Source organism: Streptomyces sp. SirexAA-E, assembly GCF_000177195.2.
GTDB classification, from domain to species: domain Bacteria; phylum Actinomycetota; class Actinomycetes; order Streptomycetales; family Streptomycetaceae; genus Streptomyces; species Streptomyces flavovirens.
The window spans coordinates 3,590,198-3,608,517 of record NC_015953.1 but is presented as its reverse complement, the minus strand read 5'-3'; the positions used below and the strand labels follow the sequence as shown (position 1 = coordinate 3,608,517).

15 protein-coding genes are annotated in these 18,320 nt (G+C 70.8%); 9 read left to right on the top strand and 6 right to left on the bottom strand.

Annotated elements, in window-relative coordinates:
* The first annotated feature begins 233 nt into the window (after positions 1 to 233).
* Together SACTE_RS16025 and SACTE_RS16020 are read left to right on the top strand one after the other, a co-directional pair.
* A complete protein-coding gene (locus tag SACTE_RS16025; protein WP_014047082.1) occupies positions 234 to 917 on the top strand; it encodes a GntR family transcriptional regulator in 684 nt (227 codons plus the stop codon).
* Positions 914 to 2,221 (top strand): MFS transporter, encoded by a 1,308-nt coding sequence (locus SACTE_RS16020; protein ID WP_014047081.1) that lies wholly within the window; start codon positions 914 to 916, stop codon positions 2,219 to 2,221. The genes SACTE_RS16025 and SACTE_RS16020 overlap by 4 nt, the downstream gene beginning before the upstream one ends.
* A 62-nt stretch (positions 2,222 to 2,283) precedes the next feature.
* Here the strand turns inward: SACTE_RS16020 and SACTE_RS16015 are convergent, their stop codons facing one another.
* Positions 2,284 to 3,108 (bottom strand): maleylpyruvate isomerase family mycothiol-dependent enzyme, encoded by an 825-nt coding sequence (locus SACTE_RS16015; protein WP_014047080.1) that lies wholly within the window; start codon positions 3,106 to 3,108, stop codon positions 2,284 to 2,286.
* Between the two features lie 183 nt (positions 3,109 to 3,291).
* Here SACTE_RS16015 and SACTE_RS16010 point away from each other — a divergent pair, with 183 nt between their 5' ends.
* Positions 3,292 to 4,083, top strand: coding sequence for a carbon-nitrogen family hydrolase (locus SACTE_RS16010; protein ID WP_014047079.1), 792 nt, complete (start codon positions 3,292 to 3,294; stop codon positions 4,081 to 4,083).
* 35 nt (positions 4,084 to 4,118) lie between these two features.
* Here SACTE_RS16010 and SACTE_RS16005 read toward each other — a convergent pair whose 3' ends face one another.
* A complete protein-coding gene (locus SACTE_RS16005) occupies positions 4,119 to 4,610 on the bottom strand; it encodes an LURP-one-related family protein (protein ID WP_014047078.1) in 492 nt (163 codons plus the stop codon).
* A 64-nt stretch (positions 4,611 to 4,674) separates the two neighbouring features.
* Between SACTE_RS16005 and SACTE_RS16000 the strand changes: the two genes are divergently transcribed.
* Complete coding sequence (locus tag SACTE_RS16000; RefSeq protein ID WP_019992516.1) at positions 4,675 to 6,486, top strand: NHL domain-containing thioredoxin family protein; 1,812 nt, start codon at positions 4,675 to 4,677, stop codon at positions 6,484 to 6,486.
* A 238-nt stretch (positions 6,487 to 6,724) separates the two neighbouring features.
* On the opposite strand, the gene SACTE_RS15995 is transcribed toward SACTE_RS16000, so the two are convergent.
* The 3 genes from SACTE_RS15995 to SACTE_RS15985 form a co-directional block, all read right to left on the bottom strand.
* Positions 6,725 to 6,946: a DUF6458 family protein gene (locus SACTE_RS15995; protein ID WP_014047076.1), complete on the bottom strand. Its 222-nt coding sequence runs from the start codon at positions 6,944 to 6,946 to the stop codon at positions 6,725 to 6,727.
* 102 nt (positions 6,947 to 7,048) lie between these two features.
* Positions 7,049 to 8,347 carry a M18 family aminopeptidase gene (locus SACTE_RS15990; RefSeq protein ID WP_014047075.1) on the bottom strand — a complete coding sequence of 433 codons (1,299 nt, stop codon included), beginning with the start codon at positions 8,345 to 8,347 and terminating at the stop codon, positions 7,049 to 7,051.
* A 161-nt stretch (positions 8,348 to 8,508) separates the two neighbouring features.
* Positions 8,509 to 10,335: an acyl-CoA dehydrogenase gene (locus tag SACTE_RS15985; protein ID WP_014047074.1), complete on the bottom strand. Its 1,827-nt coding sequence runs from the start codon at positions 10,333 to 10,335 to the stop codon at positions 8,509 to 8,511.
* 165 nt (positions 10,336 to 10,500) lie between these two features.
* Here SACTE_RS15985 and SACTE_RS15980 point away from each other — a divergent pair, with 165 nt between their 5' ends.
* From SACTE_RS15980 to SACTE_RS15970, 3 genes are all read left to right on the top strand, one after another.
* On the top strand, positions 10,501 to 10,941 hold the full coding sequence (locus SACTE_RS15980; protein ID WP_019992517.1) for an SseB family protein: 441 nt from the start codon (positions 10,501 to 10,503) through the stop codon (positions 10,939 to 10,941).
* Positions 10,942 to 11,103: 162 nt separating this feature from the next.
* Positions 11,104 to 12,060 (top strand): pirin family protein, encoded by a 957-nt coding sequence (locus SACTE_RS15975; protein ID WP_014047072.1) that lies wholly within the window; start codon positions 11,104 to 11,106, stop codon positions 12,058 to 12,060.
* Positions 12,061 to 12,146: 86 nt separating this feature from the next.
* On the top strand, positions 12,147 to 13,202 hold the full coding sequence (locus SACTE_RS15970; protein ID WP_014047071.1) for an AI-2E family transporter: 1,056 nt from the start codon (positions 12,147 to 12,149) through the stop codon (positions 13,200 to 13,202).
* On the opposite strand, the gene SACTE_RS15965 is transcribed toward SACTE_RS15970, so the two are convergent.
* Positions 13,197 to 15,314 carry a SpoIIE family protein phosphatase gene (locus tag SACTE_RS15965; protein ID WP_014047070.1) on the bottom strand — a complete coding sequence of 706 codons (2,118 nt, stop codon included), beginning with the start codon at positions 15,312 to 15,314 and terminating at the stop codon, positions 13,197 to 13,199. The genes SACTE_RS15970 and SACTE_RS15965 overlap by 6 nt on opposite strands.
* A gap of 196 nt (positions 15,315 to 15,510) precedes the next feature.
* Between SACTE_RS15965 and aspS the strand changes: the two genes are divergently transcribed.
* Together aspS and SACTE_RS15955 are read left to right on the top strand one after the other, a co-directional pair.
* On the top strand, positions 15,511 to 17,328 hold the full coding sequence (aspS, locus tag SACTE_RS15960) for an aspartate--tRNA ligase (RefSeq protein ID WP_014047069.1): 1,818 nt from the start codon (positions 15,511 to 15,513) through the stop codon (positions 17,326 to 17,328).
* Between the two features lie 216 nt (positions 17,329 to 17,544).
* The gene (locus SACTE_RS15955) at positions 17,545 to 18,315 is read left to right on the top strand and encodes a hypothetical protein (RefSeq protein WP_014047068.1); all 771 of its coding nucleotides are present in this window, start codon (positions 17,545 to 17,547) and stop codon (positions 18,313 to 18,315) included.
* The last annotated feature ends 5 nt before the right edge of the window (positions 18,316 to 18,320 follow it).

The following is an 18,320-nucleotide window of genomic DNA, read 5'->3' as shown; positions in this document are numbered from 1 at the left end:
ATGTGTCTGCCAGGCGCCCGCACAGAGCGGTGCGCTCAGTGGTGAGACTCATGAGGCGGCCGGGAGGCTGTACACACGGACGGGTGAATGTGCGGGTGCTTGGTGATGCATCCGTCCAGATCTGCCGGCGGAAGGGAGGGCGGCCGGGCCGGAAGCTGCCCGGCCGGGGACGCCGCGGTCCAGAATCCGGACGTGGGGAACCTGCGCGTCCCTGTTGTATCTATGCTGTGTGCATGCCTGCTGCTCCTCCGGCCCCCGCCCCCCACTCGCCGCCGCCCGCCAAGCGTCCTCCCGCCGCCGAGCGGGTCTACACCCACATCAAGGAAGCGGTCCTGGACCGCCGCTACGAGGGCGGAACGCTCCTCACCGAGGGCGATCTCGCCGAGGCCGTCGGGGTCTCCCGCACGCCCGTACGGGAGGCGCTGCTGCGCCTGGAGGTCGAAGGGCTGATCAAGCTCTACCCGAAGAAGGGCGCGCTGGTGCTCGCCGTCTCCGCGCAGGAGATCTCGGACGTGGTGGAGACCCGGCTGCTGGTCGAGGAGTTCGCCGCCCGCAAGGCGGTCCCCGCCTCTCCGCGGCTCATCGCCCGGCTGGAGCAGCTTCTGGAGGAGCAGCGGCAGCTCGCGGAGGAGGGGGATCTGGCCGCCGTGTCCGTCAAGGACCGCTGCTTCCACGCCGAGATCGTGCGTCACGCGGGCAACGAGATCCTCTCGCGCCTCTACGACCAGCTCCGCGACCGTCAGTTGCGGATGGGTGTCGCCGTGATGGAGGCACATCCCGGGAGGATCGCCGCCAACATCACGGAGCACGGTGAGCTGCTCGACGCGATCCGGTCCGGTGACGCGGAGGGTGCCGCCCAGGTCGTGCGCCGCCACGTCAGCCGGGTCAGGGTGCTGGTGCGGGGTGAGGACCGATGACGTCTGCCGCTCCCGGCCTGGCGCTGCCCGGTGATCCGCCCGGCGGCCGGCGTGCCGTCTGGATCTGGGGCATCGGTGTCGCCGTCTACTTCGTCGCCATCATCTTCCGTACGAGTCTGGGGGTCGCCGGACTCGACGCCGCTGACCGGTTCGACGTCAACGCCTCGGCCCTGTCGACGTTCTCGATCCTCCAACTGCTGGTCTACGCGGGCATGCAGATACCCGTCGGCCTGATGGTCGACCGCCTCGGCACCAAGAAGGTCCTCGCGCTCGGTGCCGTGCTCTTCACCCTGGGGCAACTGGGCTTCGCGCTCTCCCCCTCGTACGGCATGGCGCTCGCCTCCCGCGCGCTGCTCGGCTGCGGGGACGCGATGACCTTCATCAGTGTCCTGCGGCTGGGCTCCCGTTGGTTCCCGGCCCGCCGCGGCCCCATGATCGGCCAGGTCGCCGCCCTGTTCGGGATGGCCGGCAACCTCGTCTCGACGCTCGTCATCGCCCGCGCGCTGCACGGCTACGGCTGGACCACCACCTTCGTCGGCAGTTCGCTGGCGGGTGTGGTGGTGCTGGTGGTCATGCTGCTCTTCCTGAAGGACCACCCCGAGGGCCATGAACCGCCGCCCGCCGAGCACGCCGGAGCGGCGTTCGTGCGGAAGCAGATCGCGGCCTCCTGGCGTGAACCGGGCACCCGGCTGGGGATGTGGGTGCACTTCACGACCCAGTTCCCCGGCATGGTCTTCCTGCTGCTGTGGGGCATGCCGTTCCTGGTCGAGGCGCAGGGGCTGAGCCGGGGGACCGCCGGTGAGCTGCTCACTCTGGTGGTGCTCTCCAACATGGTGGTGGGGCTCGTCTACGGGCAGATCATCGCCCGGCACCACGCGGCACGGGCCCCGCTCGCCCTCGGGACGGTGGCCATGACGGCCCTGCTCTGGGCCTCCGCGATCTTCTACCCCGGGGACCACGCGCCGATGGGGCTGCTGGTCACCCTGTGCGTGGTGCTCGGAGCCTGCGGGCCGGCCTCGATGATCGGCTTCGACTTCGGCCGGCCCGCCAATCCACCGGAGCGCCAGGGCACCGCCTCGGGGATCGTCAACATGGGCGGCTTCATCGCCTCGATGACCACGCTGTTCGCGATCGGGGTCCTGCTGGACGCGACGGGGGACAACTACCGCATCGCGTTCGCCTCGGTCTTCGTCCTGGAGGCGCTCGGCGTCGTCCAGATCCTGCGTCTGCACTCCCGCGCCACGGCGCGTGAACGCGACCACCACGTGGTCAGCCGGGTGGAAGCCGTGCACGTACCCGCGTGAGGTGAGGGCCGGACCGCGCCCCGGGGCCCAGGCCCGCGCCAGGGCCCTCGGGCACGCCGGGGCTACGGCGTGACGGCGAAGTGGTGCAGGATCGCCGAGGCCAGGTCCTGGTCACCCTCGACCTTGACCCGGTCCTCCACCGCCTGCGCCCGAACCCGCCCGCAGGCCAGTCGGTAGTACGTCTCCCAGTCCATCACCAGCGTCGCCGCCGGCCCCAGCGAGGGCGCGCCGTCGACCGAACCGCGCCCCTCGGCGTCGACCCGCACCGTGCGCAGGAACTCGACCGGGCCGTGCACGTCGAAGACCACGGCCGAATTCGGGGGAGCGCCCGCGTCCTTCGCGACGACCTTGGGCAGCGCGGCCAGCAGGGTGTCCCGGGCGACGAGCGCCCCGGGGGAGTCCAGGTTGCCCGGCTGACCCAGCGACGTACGCAGGTCCTGCTCATGCACCCAGACGTCGAAGGCCCGCATGTGCAGCGCCAGTTCCAGGGTCTGCTCGGTCCCGAGGGGCGCCCGCACCATGGTGTCGGGGGCACGCGTCTCGTTGCGCAGCTGACGCATGCGGCGGATGAGCGTGTACTCCAGCTCCGAGGTCATCTCCGGCGCCGTGTGGTGGCGCCGGACGTCCACCTGCATCTCCATGTAGCGCTGGATGTCGTTCTGCACGTGGTAGAGGTCGCGCGGCAGCGAGTGGATCGGACGCGGATCGCCGAGCTGTTCGCACTCCATCCCGATGACGTGCGAGACGATGTCCCGCACCGACCAGCCCGGGCATGGCGTACGTCGGTTCCACTCCCCCTCGACGAGCGGCTTCACCAGCTCGGCTATCGACTCGATGGAGTGGGTCCAGGCATCGGCGTAGGTCTGGAGGCTGGGATGGACGGTCACGGGACCCCTCGTGCGGTTCTGCGGTGCATGGGCTGAAGAGCAGGTAGTTCCGGCGGACTGGCCGGTACTGACGGCGGGTTGCGTGGGGCTCCTAAGTTACGCTGCGAGTAGGCACCCCGGCAGTGCTTTCGTGTGACGATCGTAGGCCGGTGTTGACGTCTCCCCTGCCAGGACGGTGGTAGTGTGCACGCCTCCCTCATCCAGATCGCTGTAAACCCGGATGAATCGGTCAATTCCCGTAGGGAACGCGCTGCTTCACTAGTCGTCGACCAGCGGGGGGCGGACCTGGTCGTCCTTCCCGAGCTGTGGCCGGTCGGCGCCTTCAACTACACCGAGTTCGCCACCGAGGCGGAGCCGCTGCTCGGACCCACGCACGACGTGATGGCGAAGGCCGCCGCCGAGGCCGGTGTCTGGCTGCACGCGGGCTCGTTCGTCGAGCGGGGCGAGGACGGCACCCTCTACAACACCTCGCTCGTCTTCTCTCCCGAGGGCCGGCTCGCCGCCGTCTACCGCAAGATCCACCGCTTCGGCTTCGACAAGGGCGAGGCCGTGATGATGGGCGCCGGTGAGGAGCTCGTCTCGGTCGCCCTGCCGCAGACCGTGCTCGGCCTCGCCACCTGCTATGACCTCCGTTTCCCGGAGCTGTTCCGGGGGCTGGCCGACGCGGGCGCCGAGACCCTCGTCGTCGTGGCCGGCTGGCCCGAGCGCCGCCGCTCGCACTGGACGCTGCTGGCGAAGGCCCGGGCCGTGGAGAACCAGGCGTACGTCCTGGCCGTCGGCTCGGCGGGCACCCACGCGGAGATCCAGCAGGCCGGACACAGCATCGTCGTCGACCCCTGGGGCGAGGTGCTCGCCGAGGCCGGTGCGGACGAGGAGGTGCTCACCGTGGAGTTCGACCCGGCGAGGACCGCCGCCGTCCGGGAGCAGTTCCCCGCGCTCAAGGACCGCCGCCTGGGACTCGCCCCGCGCCGCTGAGACGCGGGGCCCCCTGTTTCACGTGAAACAGGGCGTCATCCGTCGCGCTCCTTGTCGGCGAGGACGATCACGCACACCGCCACCGCCACCAGCAGGGGCACGTCCGCGTCCTCGCGCACGATGTCGATGCCGTAGGTGTCGCGGACGGTGAGCCAGCGCCGGGAGATCTGAGCCAGCAGTTCGCCGTCGTAGTCGACGGCGAACTCGCGGTCCAGGATCTTGCCGCTGACGTCGAGTTCGGTGCCTTCCACGAGCGTCACGCGATAGTGGTTGCGCAGCAGCGAGAGCCGCTTCCGCTTGATCCGGGCCAGCTCCTCGCCGCCGCGCTCGATGATCATCGTGTCGCGCAGGCTGATCAGCTTCTGGCGGAACTCCACCAGGACCCGGCCGTCGGGGTCCTTCAGCTCGAAGGTGTCGCGCAGCCGCATGGCCTTGCCGTCGACGAGGAAGAGCTTGCGTCCGTCCGCGTCCTCGATCCAGTAGTCGTCGCCGATGGCGAACATGCGCTCGCGTACGAGAAGTCTCATGGATCACAGGTTCCCGGACACTCCGGCGGAATGTGTGCAGGCCGCGGTGATGTTGACTGGTGGCATGACAGCACGTGCACGGGTCCGCGCCCCCGAACTGATCGGCAAGGGCGGCTGGCTCAATACAGGCGACCGCTCGTACACCCTCGCCGACCTGCGAGGACGTATCGTCATCCTCGACTTCTGGACCTTCTGCTGTGTGAACTGCCTGCACGTCCTGGACGAGCTGCGCGAGCTGGAGGAGAAGCACCGCGACACCGTCGTGATCATCGGTGTCCACTCGCCGAAGTTCGTGCACGAGGCGGAGCACCAGGCCGTCGTGGACGCCGTGGAGCGCTACGAGGTGCACCACCCCGTCCTTGACGACCCCGAGCTCGCCACCTGGAAGCAGTACGCGGTGCGGGCCTGGCCCACGCTGGTCGTGGTGGACCCCGAGGGATACGTCGTCGCCCAGCACGCGGGCGAGGGCCACGCGCACGCCATCGAGAAGCTCGTCGAGGAGCTGGAGGCCGAGCACGCGGCCAAGGGCACCCTGCGCCGGGGCGACGGCCCGTACGTGGCCCCCGAGCCGGTCGCGACGCATCTGCGCTTCCCCGGCAAGGCGCTCGCCCTGGCGGACGGCGGCTTCCTGGTCTCCGACACCACCCGGCACCGGCTGGTCGAGCTGGACGCGGACGGCGAGACGGTGCGCGGACACTTCGGTACCGGTGAGCGCGGCCTGACCGACGGCGGTCCGGGCGAGGCGCGGTTCAGCGAGCCGCAGGGGCTCGCGCTGCTGCCCGACGGGAGGATCGCCGTCGCCGACACGGTCAACCACGCGATCAGGGCCCTCGACCTGACCACCGGCGCCACCACCACGCTGGCGGGGACCGGCCGCCAGTGGTGGCAGGGTTCGGCCACCTCCGGCCCCGCGGCCGAGGTGGACCTCTCCTCGCCGTGGGACGTCGCCTGGTTCGGTGACCGGCTGTGGATCGCCATGGCGGGCGTGCACCAGCTGTGGACGTACGACCCGGAGGACGGAACCGTACGGGTCGCCGCCGGAACGACCAACGAAGGGCTGGTCGACGGGCCGGGCCCGGAGGCCTGGTTCGCCCAGCCCTCCGGCCTCGCCGCGACCGACGACCGGCTGTGGGTCGCCGACTCGGAGACCTCCGCGCTGCGTTACGTCGACCTGGACGGCGCGGTGCACACCGCCGTCGGCACCGGTCTCTTCGACTTCGGGCACCGGGACGGCGCCGCCGACCAGGCGCTCTTCCAGCACCCGCTGGGCGTGACGGCCCTGCCCGACGGCTCGGTGGCCGTCAGCGACACCTACAACCACGCCCTGCGGCGGTTCGACCCGGAGAGTGGCAGGGTCACGACGCTCGCCACCGATCTGCGTGAGCCCAGCGACGCCGTACTCGTCGACGGTGACCTGGTCGTCGTCGAGTCCGCCCGGCACCGGCTGACCCGGCTGCGTCTCCCCGAGGAGGCTGTCCGCGTCGCCGACCGGGCCCACCGCACCCAGCGCGCGGCCACCGGGATCGCCCCCGGCACGCTCCGGCTGGACGTGGTCTTCCAGGCCCCCGCAGGACAGAAGCTGGACACCCGCTACGGCCCCTCGACCCGGCTCCTGGTCTCCTCGACCCCGCCGGAACTGCTGGCCGAGGGTTCTGGCCCCGGCACGGACCTGAGCCGTGACCTGGTCCTCGCCGACGGGGTCACCGAGGGCGTCCTGCACGTCTCCGCGATGGCCGCCTCCTGCGACGACGACCCGGCCAACGAGTACCCGGCCTGCCATGTGCACCAGCAGGACTGGGGCGTCCCCGTCCAGGTCACCGCGGACGGGGTCGCCAGGCTCCCGCTGGTGCTGGCCGGGCTGGACGAGGAAGGCTGAGCGCCTCGGCAGCCGGCGGCGCGGTCAGGGGACCGCGCCCTCGGCGGGCCCGAGCGGCAGCGGGCCGGTGCGGGTGGCGGCCGAGACCGTGCCGGGCAGCCGGAATTCCACGGGGGCTTTCTTCCGGGTGGAAGGCACCCGGGGAGGGCCCGGATCGGGCCCCGGAACATCCGCGCCGCCCGACGGCGGCGGAGGTGCCGGGTCGCTACGAGCGGCCCGCCCGGCCCGGGCTCGGGTCCTACATCATGCGTCGGTCGTCATCCGGTACGACGGTGGTGGTCGGGGGCACGAGCATGCGGCGCCGGCGCATGATGCTCGCGTAGACGAAGACGCCGATGACTCCGACGATCATCATGATCCAGCCGACCAGGTCCACGTTGACGGTGTCCATCTCCCAGTCGGTGGCAAAGGCCAGAATGGCCCCCGCACCGATGAGGATGATGCATCCTCCGAGTCCCATGAATACCGCCTCCTCGACGGCCCGGTGGCTCCGGGCCGGTGTACGGATCGCGTACCCGGCCCGGTGCCGACCATGCGCCGGACAAAGGGAGGTGGCGGAGCGTCAGCCCGCCAGGAACGCCGTGAGGGAGTTCGCCAGGAGGTAGGGGTCGTCCGCGCCGCACAGCTCACGGGCGCTGTGCATGGAGAGGATCGCGACGCCGATGTCGACGGTCTGGATGCCGTGGCGGGCGGCGGTGATCGGGCCGATCGTCGTGCCGCAGGGCATCGCGTTGTTGGAGACGAACGTCTGCCACGGCACGCCGGCCTTCTCGCACGCCGCCGCGAACACGGCCCGGCCGCTGCCGTCGGTCGCGTAGCGCATGTTGACGTTGACCTTGAGGATCGGTCCGCCGTTGACCACCGGGTGGTGCGTGGGGTCATGGCGCTCGCCGTAGTTCGGGTGGACCGCGTGGCCGGTGTCGGAGGAGAGGCAGACGGTTCCGGCGAAGGCCCGGGCCCGGTCCTCGTAGGTGCCGCCGCGGGCGAAGACGGAACGTTCCAGGACCGTGCCCAGGAGCGGGCCGTCGGCTCCGGTGTCGGACTGGGAGCCGTTCTCCTCGTGGTCGAAGGCGGCCAGCACGGGGATGTACGGGAGGTCGCCGTCGCTCTGCCCGGCCACGGCGGCCAGTGCGGCCGTGGCCGCGTGCACCGAGAGCAGGTTGTCCATGCGCGGCCCGGCGACCAGCTCGCGGTCCCGGCCCAGGTAGGCGGGTGCCTCGACGGCGTGCGGCATCAGGTCCCAGCCGGTCACGTCCGCCGGATCGACGTCCGCCTCCCCGGCGACGAAGCGGATGAGGTCGCCCTCCTCGACCTCGCCCAGGCCCCAGATCGGCTGCATGTGCTTCTGGCGGTCGAGCTTGAGGCCCTCGGTGTTGGCCGACCGGTCCAGGTGGACGGCGAGCTGGGGCACCCGCAGCAGCGGGCGGTCGATGTTCACCAGCCGGTGCGAACCGTCACGCAGGGACAGCCGCCCCGCCAGGCCGAGGTCCCGGTCGAGCCAGGTGTTGAGCAGGGTCCCGCCGTAGATCTCGACGGCGATCTGGCGCCAGCCGTACGCGCCCGTGTCCGGCTTGGGCTTCACCCTCAGGTTCGGGGAGTCGGTGTGGGCCCCCACGATCCGGAACGGGGTGTGTGCCGAAGCCCCCTCCGGCACGTACCAGGCGACGATCGCACCGCCGCGCAGGACGTACTTCCCGCCCGCCGAGGCGTCCCAGGCCGCGGTCTCCTCGACCTGCCGGAAACCGGCCTTCTCCAGCCGGGCCGCAGCCGTGGCGACGGCGTGGTACGGGGAGGGGCCGGCCATCAGGAAGGCCATCAGATCGTCGGTGTGCCCGCGGTCGAAGCGGAGGGAAGAGCTCATGTTCTTCACTGTATCGACGCCGGACCTGGAGGGTTCACGGCGGAGGGCCGCCGCGGCCCGTCATCGTCCGGAAGTCGTCGTCATCCGGCGCCGGTCACGGAGAAGGCCCGCCCCCGGCGGGGGCGGGCCATCTCACGGATCCGTCGTGACGAGCGGAAAGGCTAGAACGCCGCCTCGTCCAGCTCCATCAGCGAGTTGTCCACGGACTCGGCGAGCGCGCGCTCGGCCGAGACGCCCGGCAGGACGTTCGCCGCGAAGAACTTCGCCGCGGCGATCTTGCCCTGGTAGAAGGCGACGTCCTTGGGGGAGGCGTTCCGCAGCTTCTCGGCCGCGACGGCCGCACCCTTCAGCAGCAGGTAACCGACGACGACGTCGCCGGAGGCCATCAGCAGGCGGGTGGTGTTGAGACCGACCTTGTAGATGTTCTTGACGTCCTCGCCGGTCGCGGTGAGGTCGGTGATCATCGTGCCGACGATCGCCTCCAGGTCCACGGCGGCCTTGGCGAGACTGTCCAGCGCGCCGGCCAGCTCCTCGTTGCCCTGGGCCTCGGCGAGGAACTTCTTGATCTCCTCGGACAGCGTGTTCAGCGAGGCGCCCTGGTCACGGACGATCTTCCGGAAGAAGAAGTCCTGGCCCTGGATCGCGGTCGTGCCCTCGTACAGGGTGTCGATCTTGGCGTCGCGGATGTACTGCTCGATCGGGTACTCCTGGAGGTACCCGGAGCCGCCGAAGGTCTGGAGCGACTGCGCGAGCTGCTCGTAGGACTTCTCGGAGCCGTAGCCCTTCACGATCGGGAGCAGCAGGTCGTTGAGGCCGTGCAGCGCCTTGGAGTCCTCGCCCGCGGCCTCCTTGACCTGGATCGCGTCCTGGACGGAGGCGGTGTACATGACCAGCGAGCGCATGCCCTCCGCGTACGCCTTCTGCGTCATGAGGGCGCGGCGCACGTCGGGGTGGTGGGTGATGGTGACCTTGGGGGCCGTCTTGTCCATGAACTGCGACAGGTCGGTGCCCTGGACGCGCTCCTTGGCGTACTCCAGCGCGTTGAGGTAACCCGTCGACAGGGTCGCGATGGCCTTCGTGCCGACCATCATGCGGGCGAACTCGATGATGCGGAACATCTGGCGGATGCCGTCGTGCTTGTCGCCGATGAGCCAGCCCTTGGCGGGGTGCTGGTCGCCGAAGGTCATCTCGCAGGTGTTGGACGCCTTGAGGCCCATCTTGTGCTCGACGTTCGTCGCGTACACGCCGTTGCGCTCGCCGAGCTCGCCGGTGGTCCAGTCGAAGTGGTACTTCGGGACCAGGAAGAGCGAGAGGCCCTTGGTGCCGGGGCCGGCGCCCTCGGGACGCGCCAGCACGTAGTGGAGGATGTTCTCGGACATGTCGTGCTCGCCCGAGGTGATGAAGCGCTTCACACCCTCGATGTGCCAGGAGCCGTCCTCCTGCTCGACCGCCTTCGTGCGCCCGGCGCCGACGTCCGAACCGGCGTCCGGCTCGGTCAGGACCATCGTCGAGCCCCACTGCTTCTCGACGGCGATCTCGGCGACCTTCTTCTGCGCCTCGTTGCCCTCGTCGAAGAGGATGCCGGCGAAGGCCGGGCCGGAGGAGTACATCCACACGGCCGGGTTCGAGCCGAGCAGCAGCTCCGCGTAGCCCCAGATCAGGGAGCGGGGGGAGGTGGTGCCGCCGATCTCCTCGGGGAGGCCCAGACGCCAGTACTCGGAGTCCATGAACGCCTGGTACGACTTCTTGAAGGAGGCCGGGACCGGCGCCGTGTTGGTCTCGGGGTCGAACACCGGGGGGTTGCGGTCGGCGTCGGCGTACGAGTCGGCGAGCTCGTTCTCCGCGAGGCGGGTGACCTCGTCGAGGATCGACTTCGCGGTGTCGACGTCCATCTCCTCGAACGGACCGGTGCCGTACACCTTGTCCCGCCCGAGGACCTCGAAGAGGTTGAACTCGATGTCGCGGAGGTTCGACTTGTAGTGCCCCATGGCAAGGCTCCGTAATCAATAGCAGTGGCGCTCAGCGCCCCGGGGAGGGTGAGGATCGGGCGACGGGCCGGCGCGTACGTATCAGCTGACCCCACGATGATGCTACCCGTCAGTAATAAGACGCAACCCCTCAAGGTGGAGATGTGTCCGATTACTCTTTGCGGCATGTATGGCTACGACCAGAACCCGGGCGCGCAGCAGCAGATGGCCGGCGGCTACGGCGAACAGCCGCTGTATCCGGAGCCCTCTCCGCCGTCCCTGGCCGACGCGGTACGGGCCTTCACGACCGGCTCCCTCTCTGCGGAGGACTTCCAGCAGATCTTCGCGACCTCCAAGGTCTACTGTCCGCGCGGTGACAACCCCGGCTTCCTCGCCCTGCACAACACCCAGCAGCCGGTGATCCCGATGTTCACCACGCTCAAGGAGCTGCGGCGGTACGCGGGCAAGGAGTCCAAGTACTTCGTGATCACCGGCGCCGAGGTGATCGACCTGCTGCCGACCGGCTACGGCTTCGTCCTGGACATGGAGGGCGACCACCGCATGGTCTTCGACGCCAAGGCGGTGGAGCAGATGGTCGACTTCGCGATGCGCCGCATGTACGGCTGACGGCTCCCGCCCCGCGCGGCGGGACCCCTGCGCGACCCGGTCAGGGCCCGTACCGAGAGACCTCGGTGCGGGCCCTCGTGCTGTCCCGGGAATGGGACACGCCTTGCAGGATGTTCACCATTCAACTAAATTGACAGCACGACTCAGCCGGAGGTGGCTCCCATGCCCGCAGTGACCGTCGAAAACCCGCTGACCCTGCCCAGGGTCGCCGCCCCGGCGGACGCCGTGGCCCGCCCCGTGCTGACCGTGACGACCGCGCCGTCCGGCTTCGAGGGCGAGGGATTCCCGGTGCGGCGCGCCTTCGCCGGGATCAACTACCGGCACCTCGACCCGTTCATCATGATGGACCAGATGGGTGAGGTGGAGTACGCGGCGGGCGAGCCGAAGGGCACGCCCTGGCACCCGCACCGCGGCTTCGAGACCGTCACCTACATCATCGACGGCAGCTTCATCCACCAGGACAGCCACGGCGGCGGCGGGGCCATCGAGAACGGCGATACGCAGTGGATGACGGCCGGTTCGGGGCTGCTCCACATCGAGACGCCGCCCGAGGCCCTCGTCATGTCCGGCGGCCTCTTCCACGGCCTCCAGCTCTGGGTGAACCTGCCGAAGGCCGACAAGATGATGGCCCCGCGCTACCAGGACATCCGCGGCGGCCAGGTCCAGCTCCTCACCTCGTCGGACGGCGGCGCGCTGCTGCGGGTCATCGCCGGCGGCCTCGACGGACACGAGGGCCCGGGCATCACCCACACCCCCATCACCATGATCCACGCGACGGTCCGGCCGGGCGCCGAGGTGACCCTGCCCTGGCGCGAGGACTTCAACGGCCTGGCCTACGTGCTCGCCGGGCGCGGATCCGTCGGTGAGCAGCGCCGCCCCGTGCGGACCGGGCAGACCGCGGTCTTCGGCGCGGGCTCCTCGCTGACCGTCCGGGCCGACGAGACGCAGGACGGGAACACCCCGGACCTGGAGGTCGTCCTGCTCGGCGGCCGTCCCATCCGGGAGCCGATGGCGCACTACGGGCCGTTCGTGATGAACACCCAGGAGGAGCTCCAGCAGGCCTTCGAGGACTTCCGGGCCGGCCGCCTCGGCAGCGTCCCCTCGGTCCACGGCATGTGACGGGGCGTCCGGCGTACGGGTGACGGCATGTCACCTGTACGCCTGTGGGCCGGGGAACGGCCCGCACGGCGTGATCAGGTGGGTGGATGCCTCCCCGGAAGCCCCTCCTGCCCGAGAGCGCGCGGCGGACGGCCGCCTGGTGCGGCGTGCTGCTGCTGGTCGCCGGAGTCGCCGCGGTGGCCGTCTGGCTGTGCGTCGCCCTCAAGACCGCCGTCACCCCCGTGCTGCTGGCCCTCCTCGGCACGGCCCTGCTCGGCCCGGTGCACCGCTGGCTGACCGGCCGCAAGGTCAACAGGTCGCTGGCCGCCGGGCTCACCTGCGCCGCGCTCGTCGCGGTGGTCGGCGGTGCCGGCTACATCGTCGTCACCGCGCTCATCGACAGCGGTGACCAGATCGTCTCGTCGCTGAAGCAGGCGGCGCAGTGGGTCATCGACCACTTCCACATCGACGGGGTCGCGAATCCGGACGATCTCGCCGACAACACCAAGGGCCTGGTCGACAAGTTCGGTGCGAGCGCCGCGGGCGGGCTGCTGACCGGCATCAGCCTCCTCACCACCCTGGGGGCCACCGCCGTCCTGGCGCTGCTGCTGACCTTCTTCTTCCTGCGTGACTCCGACCGCGCCGCACACCTCGCGCACGTCGTGGCCCCGCGCGGCACCGGCGACCTCGTGGAGGCCATGGGGCGCAGGGCCTTCGAGGCCGTCCAGGGCTTCATGCGCGGGACCACGCTCATCGCCCTGATCGACGCCGTGTGCATCACCGTCGGCCTGCTGATCCTGCGGGTGCCCGGCGCGGTGGGGCTGGGGGCGCTGGTCTTCGTCGGCGCGTACATCCCGTACCTGGGGGCCTTCGTCTCCGGGACCGTCTCCGTGCTGGTCGCGCTGGCCGACCGGGGGTTCGTGATCGCGCTCTGGGCGCTGGGGGTGGTGCTCGTGGTCCAGCTGCTGGAAGGCCATGTGCTCCAGCCGGTCATCCAGAGCCGTACGGTCCAGATGCACCCGGCCGCGATCCTGGTCGCACTGACCGCGGGGGCGAGCGTGGCGGGCCTGCTGGGCATGCTGCTCGCGGTGCCGTTCTGCGCGGCGGTGTTCGGGGTGATCGGGGAGCTGCGCGACGGAAGGAGCCTCCCGGGAGGCTCATGAGGGGCCGGTGACCCCGAGCTCCGCCGGGTCCCGGGCCTCGTAGAGCTCGAACCAGATGCACTTCCCCTCCCCGCGCGGGTCCACCCCCCAGGTGTCGGCGAGCATCTCCATCAGCATCAGCCCCCGGCCGCTGGACGCCATCTCGCCGGGCCTGCGCTTGTGCGGCAGCTCGTCGCTGGAGTCGGCCACCTCGACGCGCAGCCGGCGCTCACCGCGCTCGCCGTTGACCTCGGCGACCAGGAGGGCGTCGCCGTCCGTGTGGACCAGCACGTTCGTGGCCATCTCGGAGACCATCAGCTCCGCCGAGTCCACCTGTTCACCGTCCGCCCAGTCGTGCAGCAGCTCGCGCAGCTGCTGGCGGGCGGTGGCGATCCGCTCGGGCTCGGCCTGGGCGATGGTCATGGCCGAGCGGCGGTGCGGGGTCCTGCGGGTGCGGCCGGCGTCGCGGCGCAGCACCAGCACCGCGATGTCGTCCTCCCGGCGGTCCACCAGCGGGCCGGTCGTGGAGTGCGACTCGGGGCCGTGGACGGCCTGGACCAGGGCGTCGGCCAGCTCCTCCAGGTCGTCCACGGGGTGTTCCAGGACAGGCCGGAGCCGGGTCCAGCCGGTGGCCATGTCGTGGCCGCCGGTCTCGATGAGCCCGTCCGTGCACAGCATGATGGTCTCGCCGGCCCCCAGGACGACCCGGGTCGTCGGGTAGTCGGCGTCCGTCTCGACGCCCAGGGGCAGCCCTCCCGCGGTCTGCCGGATCACCGCGGTGCCGTCGACGCTGACCACCACCGGGTCCGGGTGCCCGGCGCGGGCGATGTCGAGGGTGCCGCTGGCCGGGTCGGCCTCCGCGTACAGGCAGGTGGCGAAACGGGCTGCGGCGACCGCGTCCTCCCCGTCGGCGGGCTCGTACGCGTCGGTGAGGCCGGACAGGAAGCGGGAGGCCCGGGAGAGCACGGCGTCCGGCCGGTGGCCCTCGGAGGCGTAGGCGCGCAGCGCGATCCGCAGCTGCCCCATCAGCCCCGCCGCCCGCACGTCGTGGCCCTGGACGTCGCCGATGACCAGGGCGATACGGCCGTTGGGGAGCGGGATCACGTCGTACCAGTCGCCCCCGACCTGGAGTCCGCCCCCGGTGGGGACGTAGCGGGCCGCCACCGTCAGGCCCGGCACGCCGGGGCCCAGGGACGGCATCATCGTCTTCTGGAGCCCGATCGACAGCTCGCGCTCGGTCTCGGCCGTTCCGGCCCGGTTCAGGGCCTGGGCGAGCATCCTGGCCACGGTCGCCAGCACGGAGCGCTCGTCCGGCGAGAAGACCACGTGGTGCTGGAAGCCGGCCATCCAGGCCCCCGTGGTGTGCCCCCCGGAGATGAGGGGCAGGAACGCCCAGGACCGGCGCCCGAAGTCGCGGGCCAGCGGCCAGGTGGTGGGGAAGCGGCGACGGTACTCCTCGGGCGACGACAGATAGATCGCCTGGCCGGTCCGCACCACCTCGGCCGCCGGGTAGTCGGTCTCCAGCGGCATGTCCGTGAACCGCTTCTCGTCGCCGGGCTCCTGCCCGTAGTGGCCGACGACCGTCAGATGGTCGCCGGAGACCCCGAAGACGGCGAGGCCGTCCAGTGAGAAGCCGGGCATGGAGAGCGAGCCGGCGACCCGCAGGACCTGCGCGGTGGAGCCCGCCTCGGCCAGCGCGCGCCCCGCGTCCAGCAGGAACGCCTCACGGGACCTCCGCCAGTCCCCGGAGACCGAGCCGTCCGCCGACGGGGCCGGTTCCGTCACCTCCTGGATCGTCCCCCGCAGGACGAACCGGTGCGGCCCCGGCTCGTCCACGGTGACCGGCCTGGACCGGCTGCGCACCGTACGCAGGACCGTGCCCTGCGCGTCCACGACCCGCAGCCGCGTCTCGGCCATGGTGCCCTTGGTGACCGCGAAGTTGACGATGCCGTTGAGCTCGTCGACGTCCCCCGGGTGGAAGCGGTGGCGCACCTCGTCGGCGTGGCAGGTGACGGGCTCCGCGGGCATGCCCATCAGCCGGGCCGCCTCCGCGTCGAGTGAGATCGTCTCCACCGCGCTGTCCCAGCTCCACAGACCGGTCCCGGTCGCGGCCAGGATGTCCTCGGTGCGCATTGCCCCACTTTATGGAGGTCTGCTCTGCGGGCGCCACCGAGGAACGGCCGCCCGAACGCGCCCTGGACAGGGGCGGTGGGCCCGAGCCGGAGGGCCGGGGAAGGGCCCGCGCCGACAATGACAATGAAGTGGTGCGCGTACGGGCGGTAGCCTGGGGTGTCAATCCACACCGACCGCGAAGACTGGATGAACGACGATGCATCGGTACAGGTCCCACACCTGCGGCGAGCTCCGCGCCTCTGACGTCGGCACCGACGTCCGGCTGAGCGGCTGGCTGCACAATCGCCGAGACCTGGGCGGCATCCTCTTCATCGATCTGCGCGACCACTACGGTCTGGTGCAGCTCGTCGCCCGCCCCGGTACCCCCGGCAACGAGGCCCTGGCGAAGCTGACCAAGGAGACCGTCGTACGGATCGACGGCAAGGTCTCCGCACGCGGCGCCGACAACGTCAACCCGGAGCTGCCCACCGGTGAGATCGAGATCGAGGTCACCGAGGTCGAGGTGCTCGGCGAGGCCGGCCCGCTGCCCTTCACGATCAACGCCGAGGACGGGGTCAACGAGGAGCGGCGCCTGGAGTACCGCTTCCTCGACCTGCGCCGCGAGCGCATGCACCGCAACATCATGCTCCGCTCGGCCGTGATCGCCTCCATCCGCTCCAAGATGGTGGCCCTCGGCTTCAACGAGATGGCGACCCCGATCCTCACCGCGACCTCCCCCGAGGGCGCCCGTGACTTCGTGGTCCCCTCCCGGCTGAACCCGGGCAAGTTCTACGCCCTCCCCCAGGCGCCGCAGCAGTTCAAGCAGCTGCTGATGATCTCCGGCTTCGACCGGTACTTCCAGATCGCGCCCTGCTTCCGCGACGAGGACGCCCGCGCCGACCGCTCGCCGGGCGAGTTCTACCAGCTCGACGTCGAGATGTCGTTCGTCGAGCAGGAGGACGTCTTCCAGCCGATCGAGAAGCTGATGACCGAGCTCTTCGAGGAGTTCGGCAACGGCCGCCACGTCACCTCGCCGTTCCCGCGCATCCCGTTCCGCGAGTCGATGCTGAAGTACGGCAACGACAAGCCGGACCTGCGCGCGCAGCTGGAGCTCGTCGACATCTCGGACGTCTTCGCCGACTCCGGGTTCAAGGCGTTCGCCGGCAAGCACGTCCGCGCGCTGCCCGTGCCGGACACCGCGGGCCAGTCCCGCAAGTTCTTCGACGGGCTGGGCGAGTACGCCGTCGAGCACGGCGCCAAGGGCCTGGCCTGGGTCCGCGTCGGCGAGGACGGCACGCTGGCCGGACCGATCGCGAAGTTCCTCACCGAGACGGACGTCAAGACGCTCACCGAGCGCCTCTCCCTCGTCCCCGGGCACGCGGTCTTCTTCGGCGCGGGTGAGTTCGACGAGGTCTCCAAGATCATGTCGGCCGTCCGGGTCGAGGCCGCCAAGCGCTCCGGCCACTTCGAGGAGGGCGTCTTCCGGTTCTGCTGGGTCGTCGACTTCCCGATGTACGAGAAGGACGAGGAGACCGGCCGGATCGACTTCTCGCACAACCCCTTCTCGATGCCCCAGGGCGGCCTAGAGGACCTGGAGACGAAGGACCCGCTGGACATCCTCGCCTGGCAGTACGACATCGTCTGCAACGGCATCGAGCTGTCGTCCGGCGCCATTCGTAACCACGAGCCCGAGCTGATGATCAAGGCGTTCGAGATCGCGGGCTACGACCGCGAGACCGTCGAGCACGAGTTCGCGGGCATGCTCCGCGCCTTCCGCCTCGGCGCCCCGCCGCACGGTGGGATCGCCCCCGGTGTCGACCGCATCGTCATGCTGCTCGCCGACGAGCCCAACATCCGCGAGACCATCGCCTTCCCGCTCAACGGCAACGCCCAGGACCTCATGATGGGCGCGCCCACGGTCCTCGACGAGACCCGGCTGCGCGAGCTGAACATCCAGCTCCGCAAGCCCGTGGCGGGCGTGAAGGAGAAGGCCGAGGCCAAGGACTCGGTCGCGCGGGACACCGGCGCGAAGTAGGCGTCGGCGGTTCCGCTTCGGTTCCACGTGAAACAGTCCCCGGCCGGATGGCCGGGGACTGTTTCACATGCGGGCCGCAAGCGGTGCGGAACCCCTCGGAAGGGGGTACGCGGAGCGGTACAGCCGGATGGCCCCGGATCCGGTTCGGCGTTGCCGGGCCCGGCAAAGACTGCCACCGGAAGACCGCGTCCACCCGCCCACGAGGAGCCCCGCACCGTGTCCGTCCTACGCCGTCCGTACGTCCTGTTCGTCGCCCTGTTGCTGCTGGTCGCCGGCTGCTCCGCCGGTGCCGCGGAGAACTCCTCGCCGCGTGGCGCGGCGGGGCCCGAGTCCTCCGCCGGGCCCGCCACGTCCTCCTCCGCCTCCCCTCGGACGGCGCCCGCCCCACCACCCGCGGAGATCCCGGCGCTGGGGCCGCAGACCCGGGCGCAGATCCCGGCCGAGGCCCGTCAGGCTGTCGTGGTGACCGGTGACGGCGTCGACTCCAACCGCTCGGTGGTCGTGCTCTACACCCGCGACGACCCCGCCACCGGATGGAGACCCACGGCCGGCCCATGGGCCGCCCACAACGGCATGAAGGGCTGGACCGAGCACCATCTCGCGGACGACCTCCGGTCACCCGTGGGAGTGTTCGGCCTCACCGACGCGGGCGGCCGCCTCCCGGACCCGGGCGCGCTGCTCCCGTACGACGAGGAACCGCGCTTCGCCGTGAGCGGCGAGGGGTTCCTCGGGGAGCCGCTCGACGGCTCCTTCGACTACGTCGTCGCCATCAACTACAACCGGGTCTCGGGGGTCAGCCCGCTGGACCGCACCCGGCCGCTCGGAGCGGAGCGGGGCGGCGGCATCTGGCTCCACGTGGACCACGGCGGACCCACGCAGGGGTGCGTCTCGCTCCCCGAGGACCGGATGAGGGAACTCCTGCGCACGCTGGACCCGGCGCGACACCCGGTGATCGTGATGGGGGACGCCACGTCCCTGCGCAGGTGATCCCC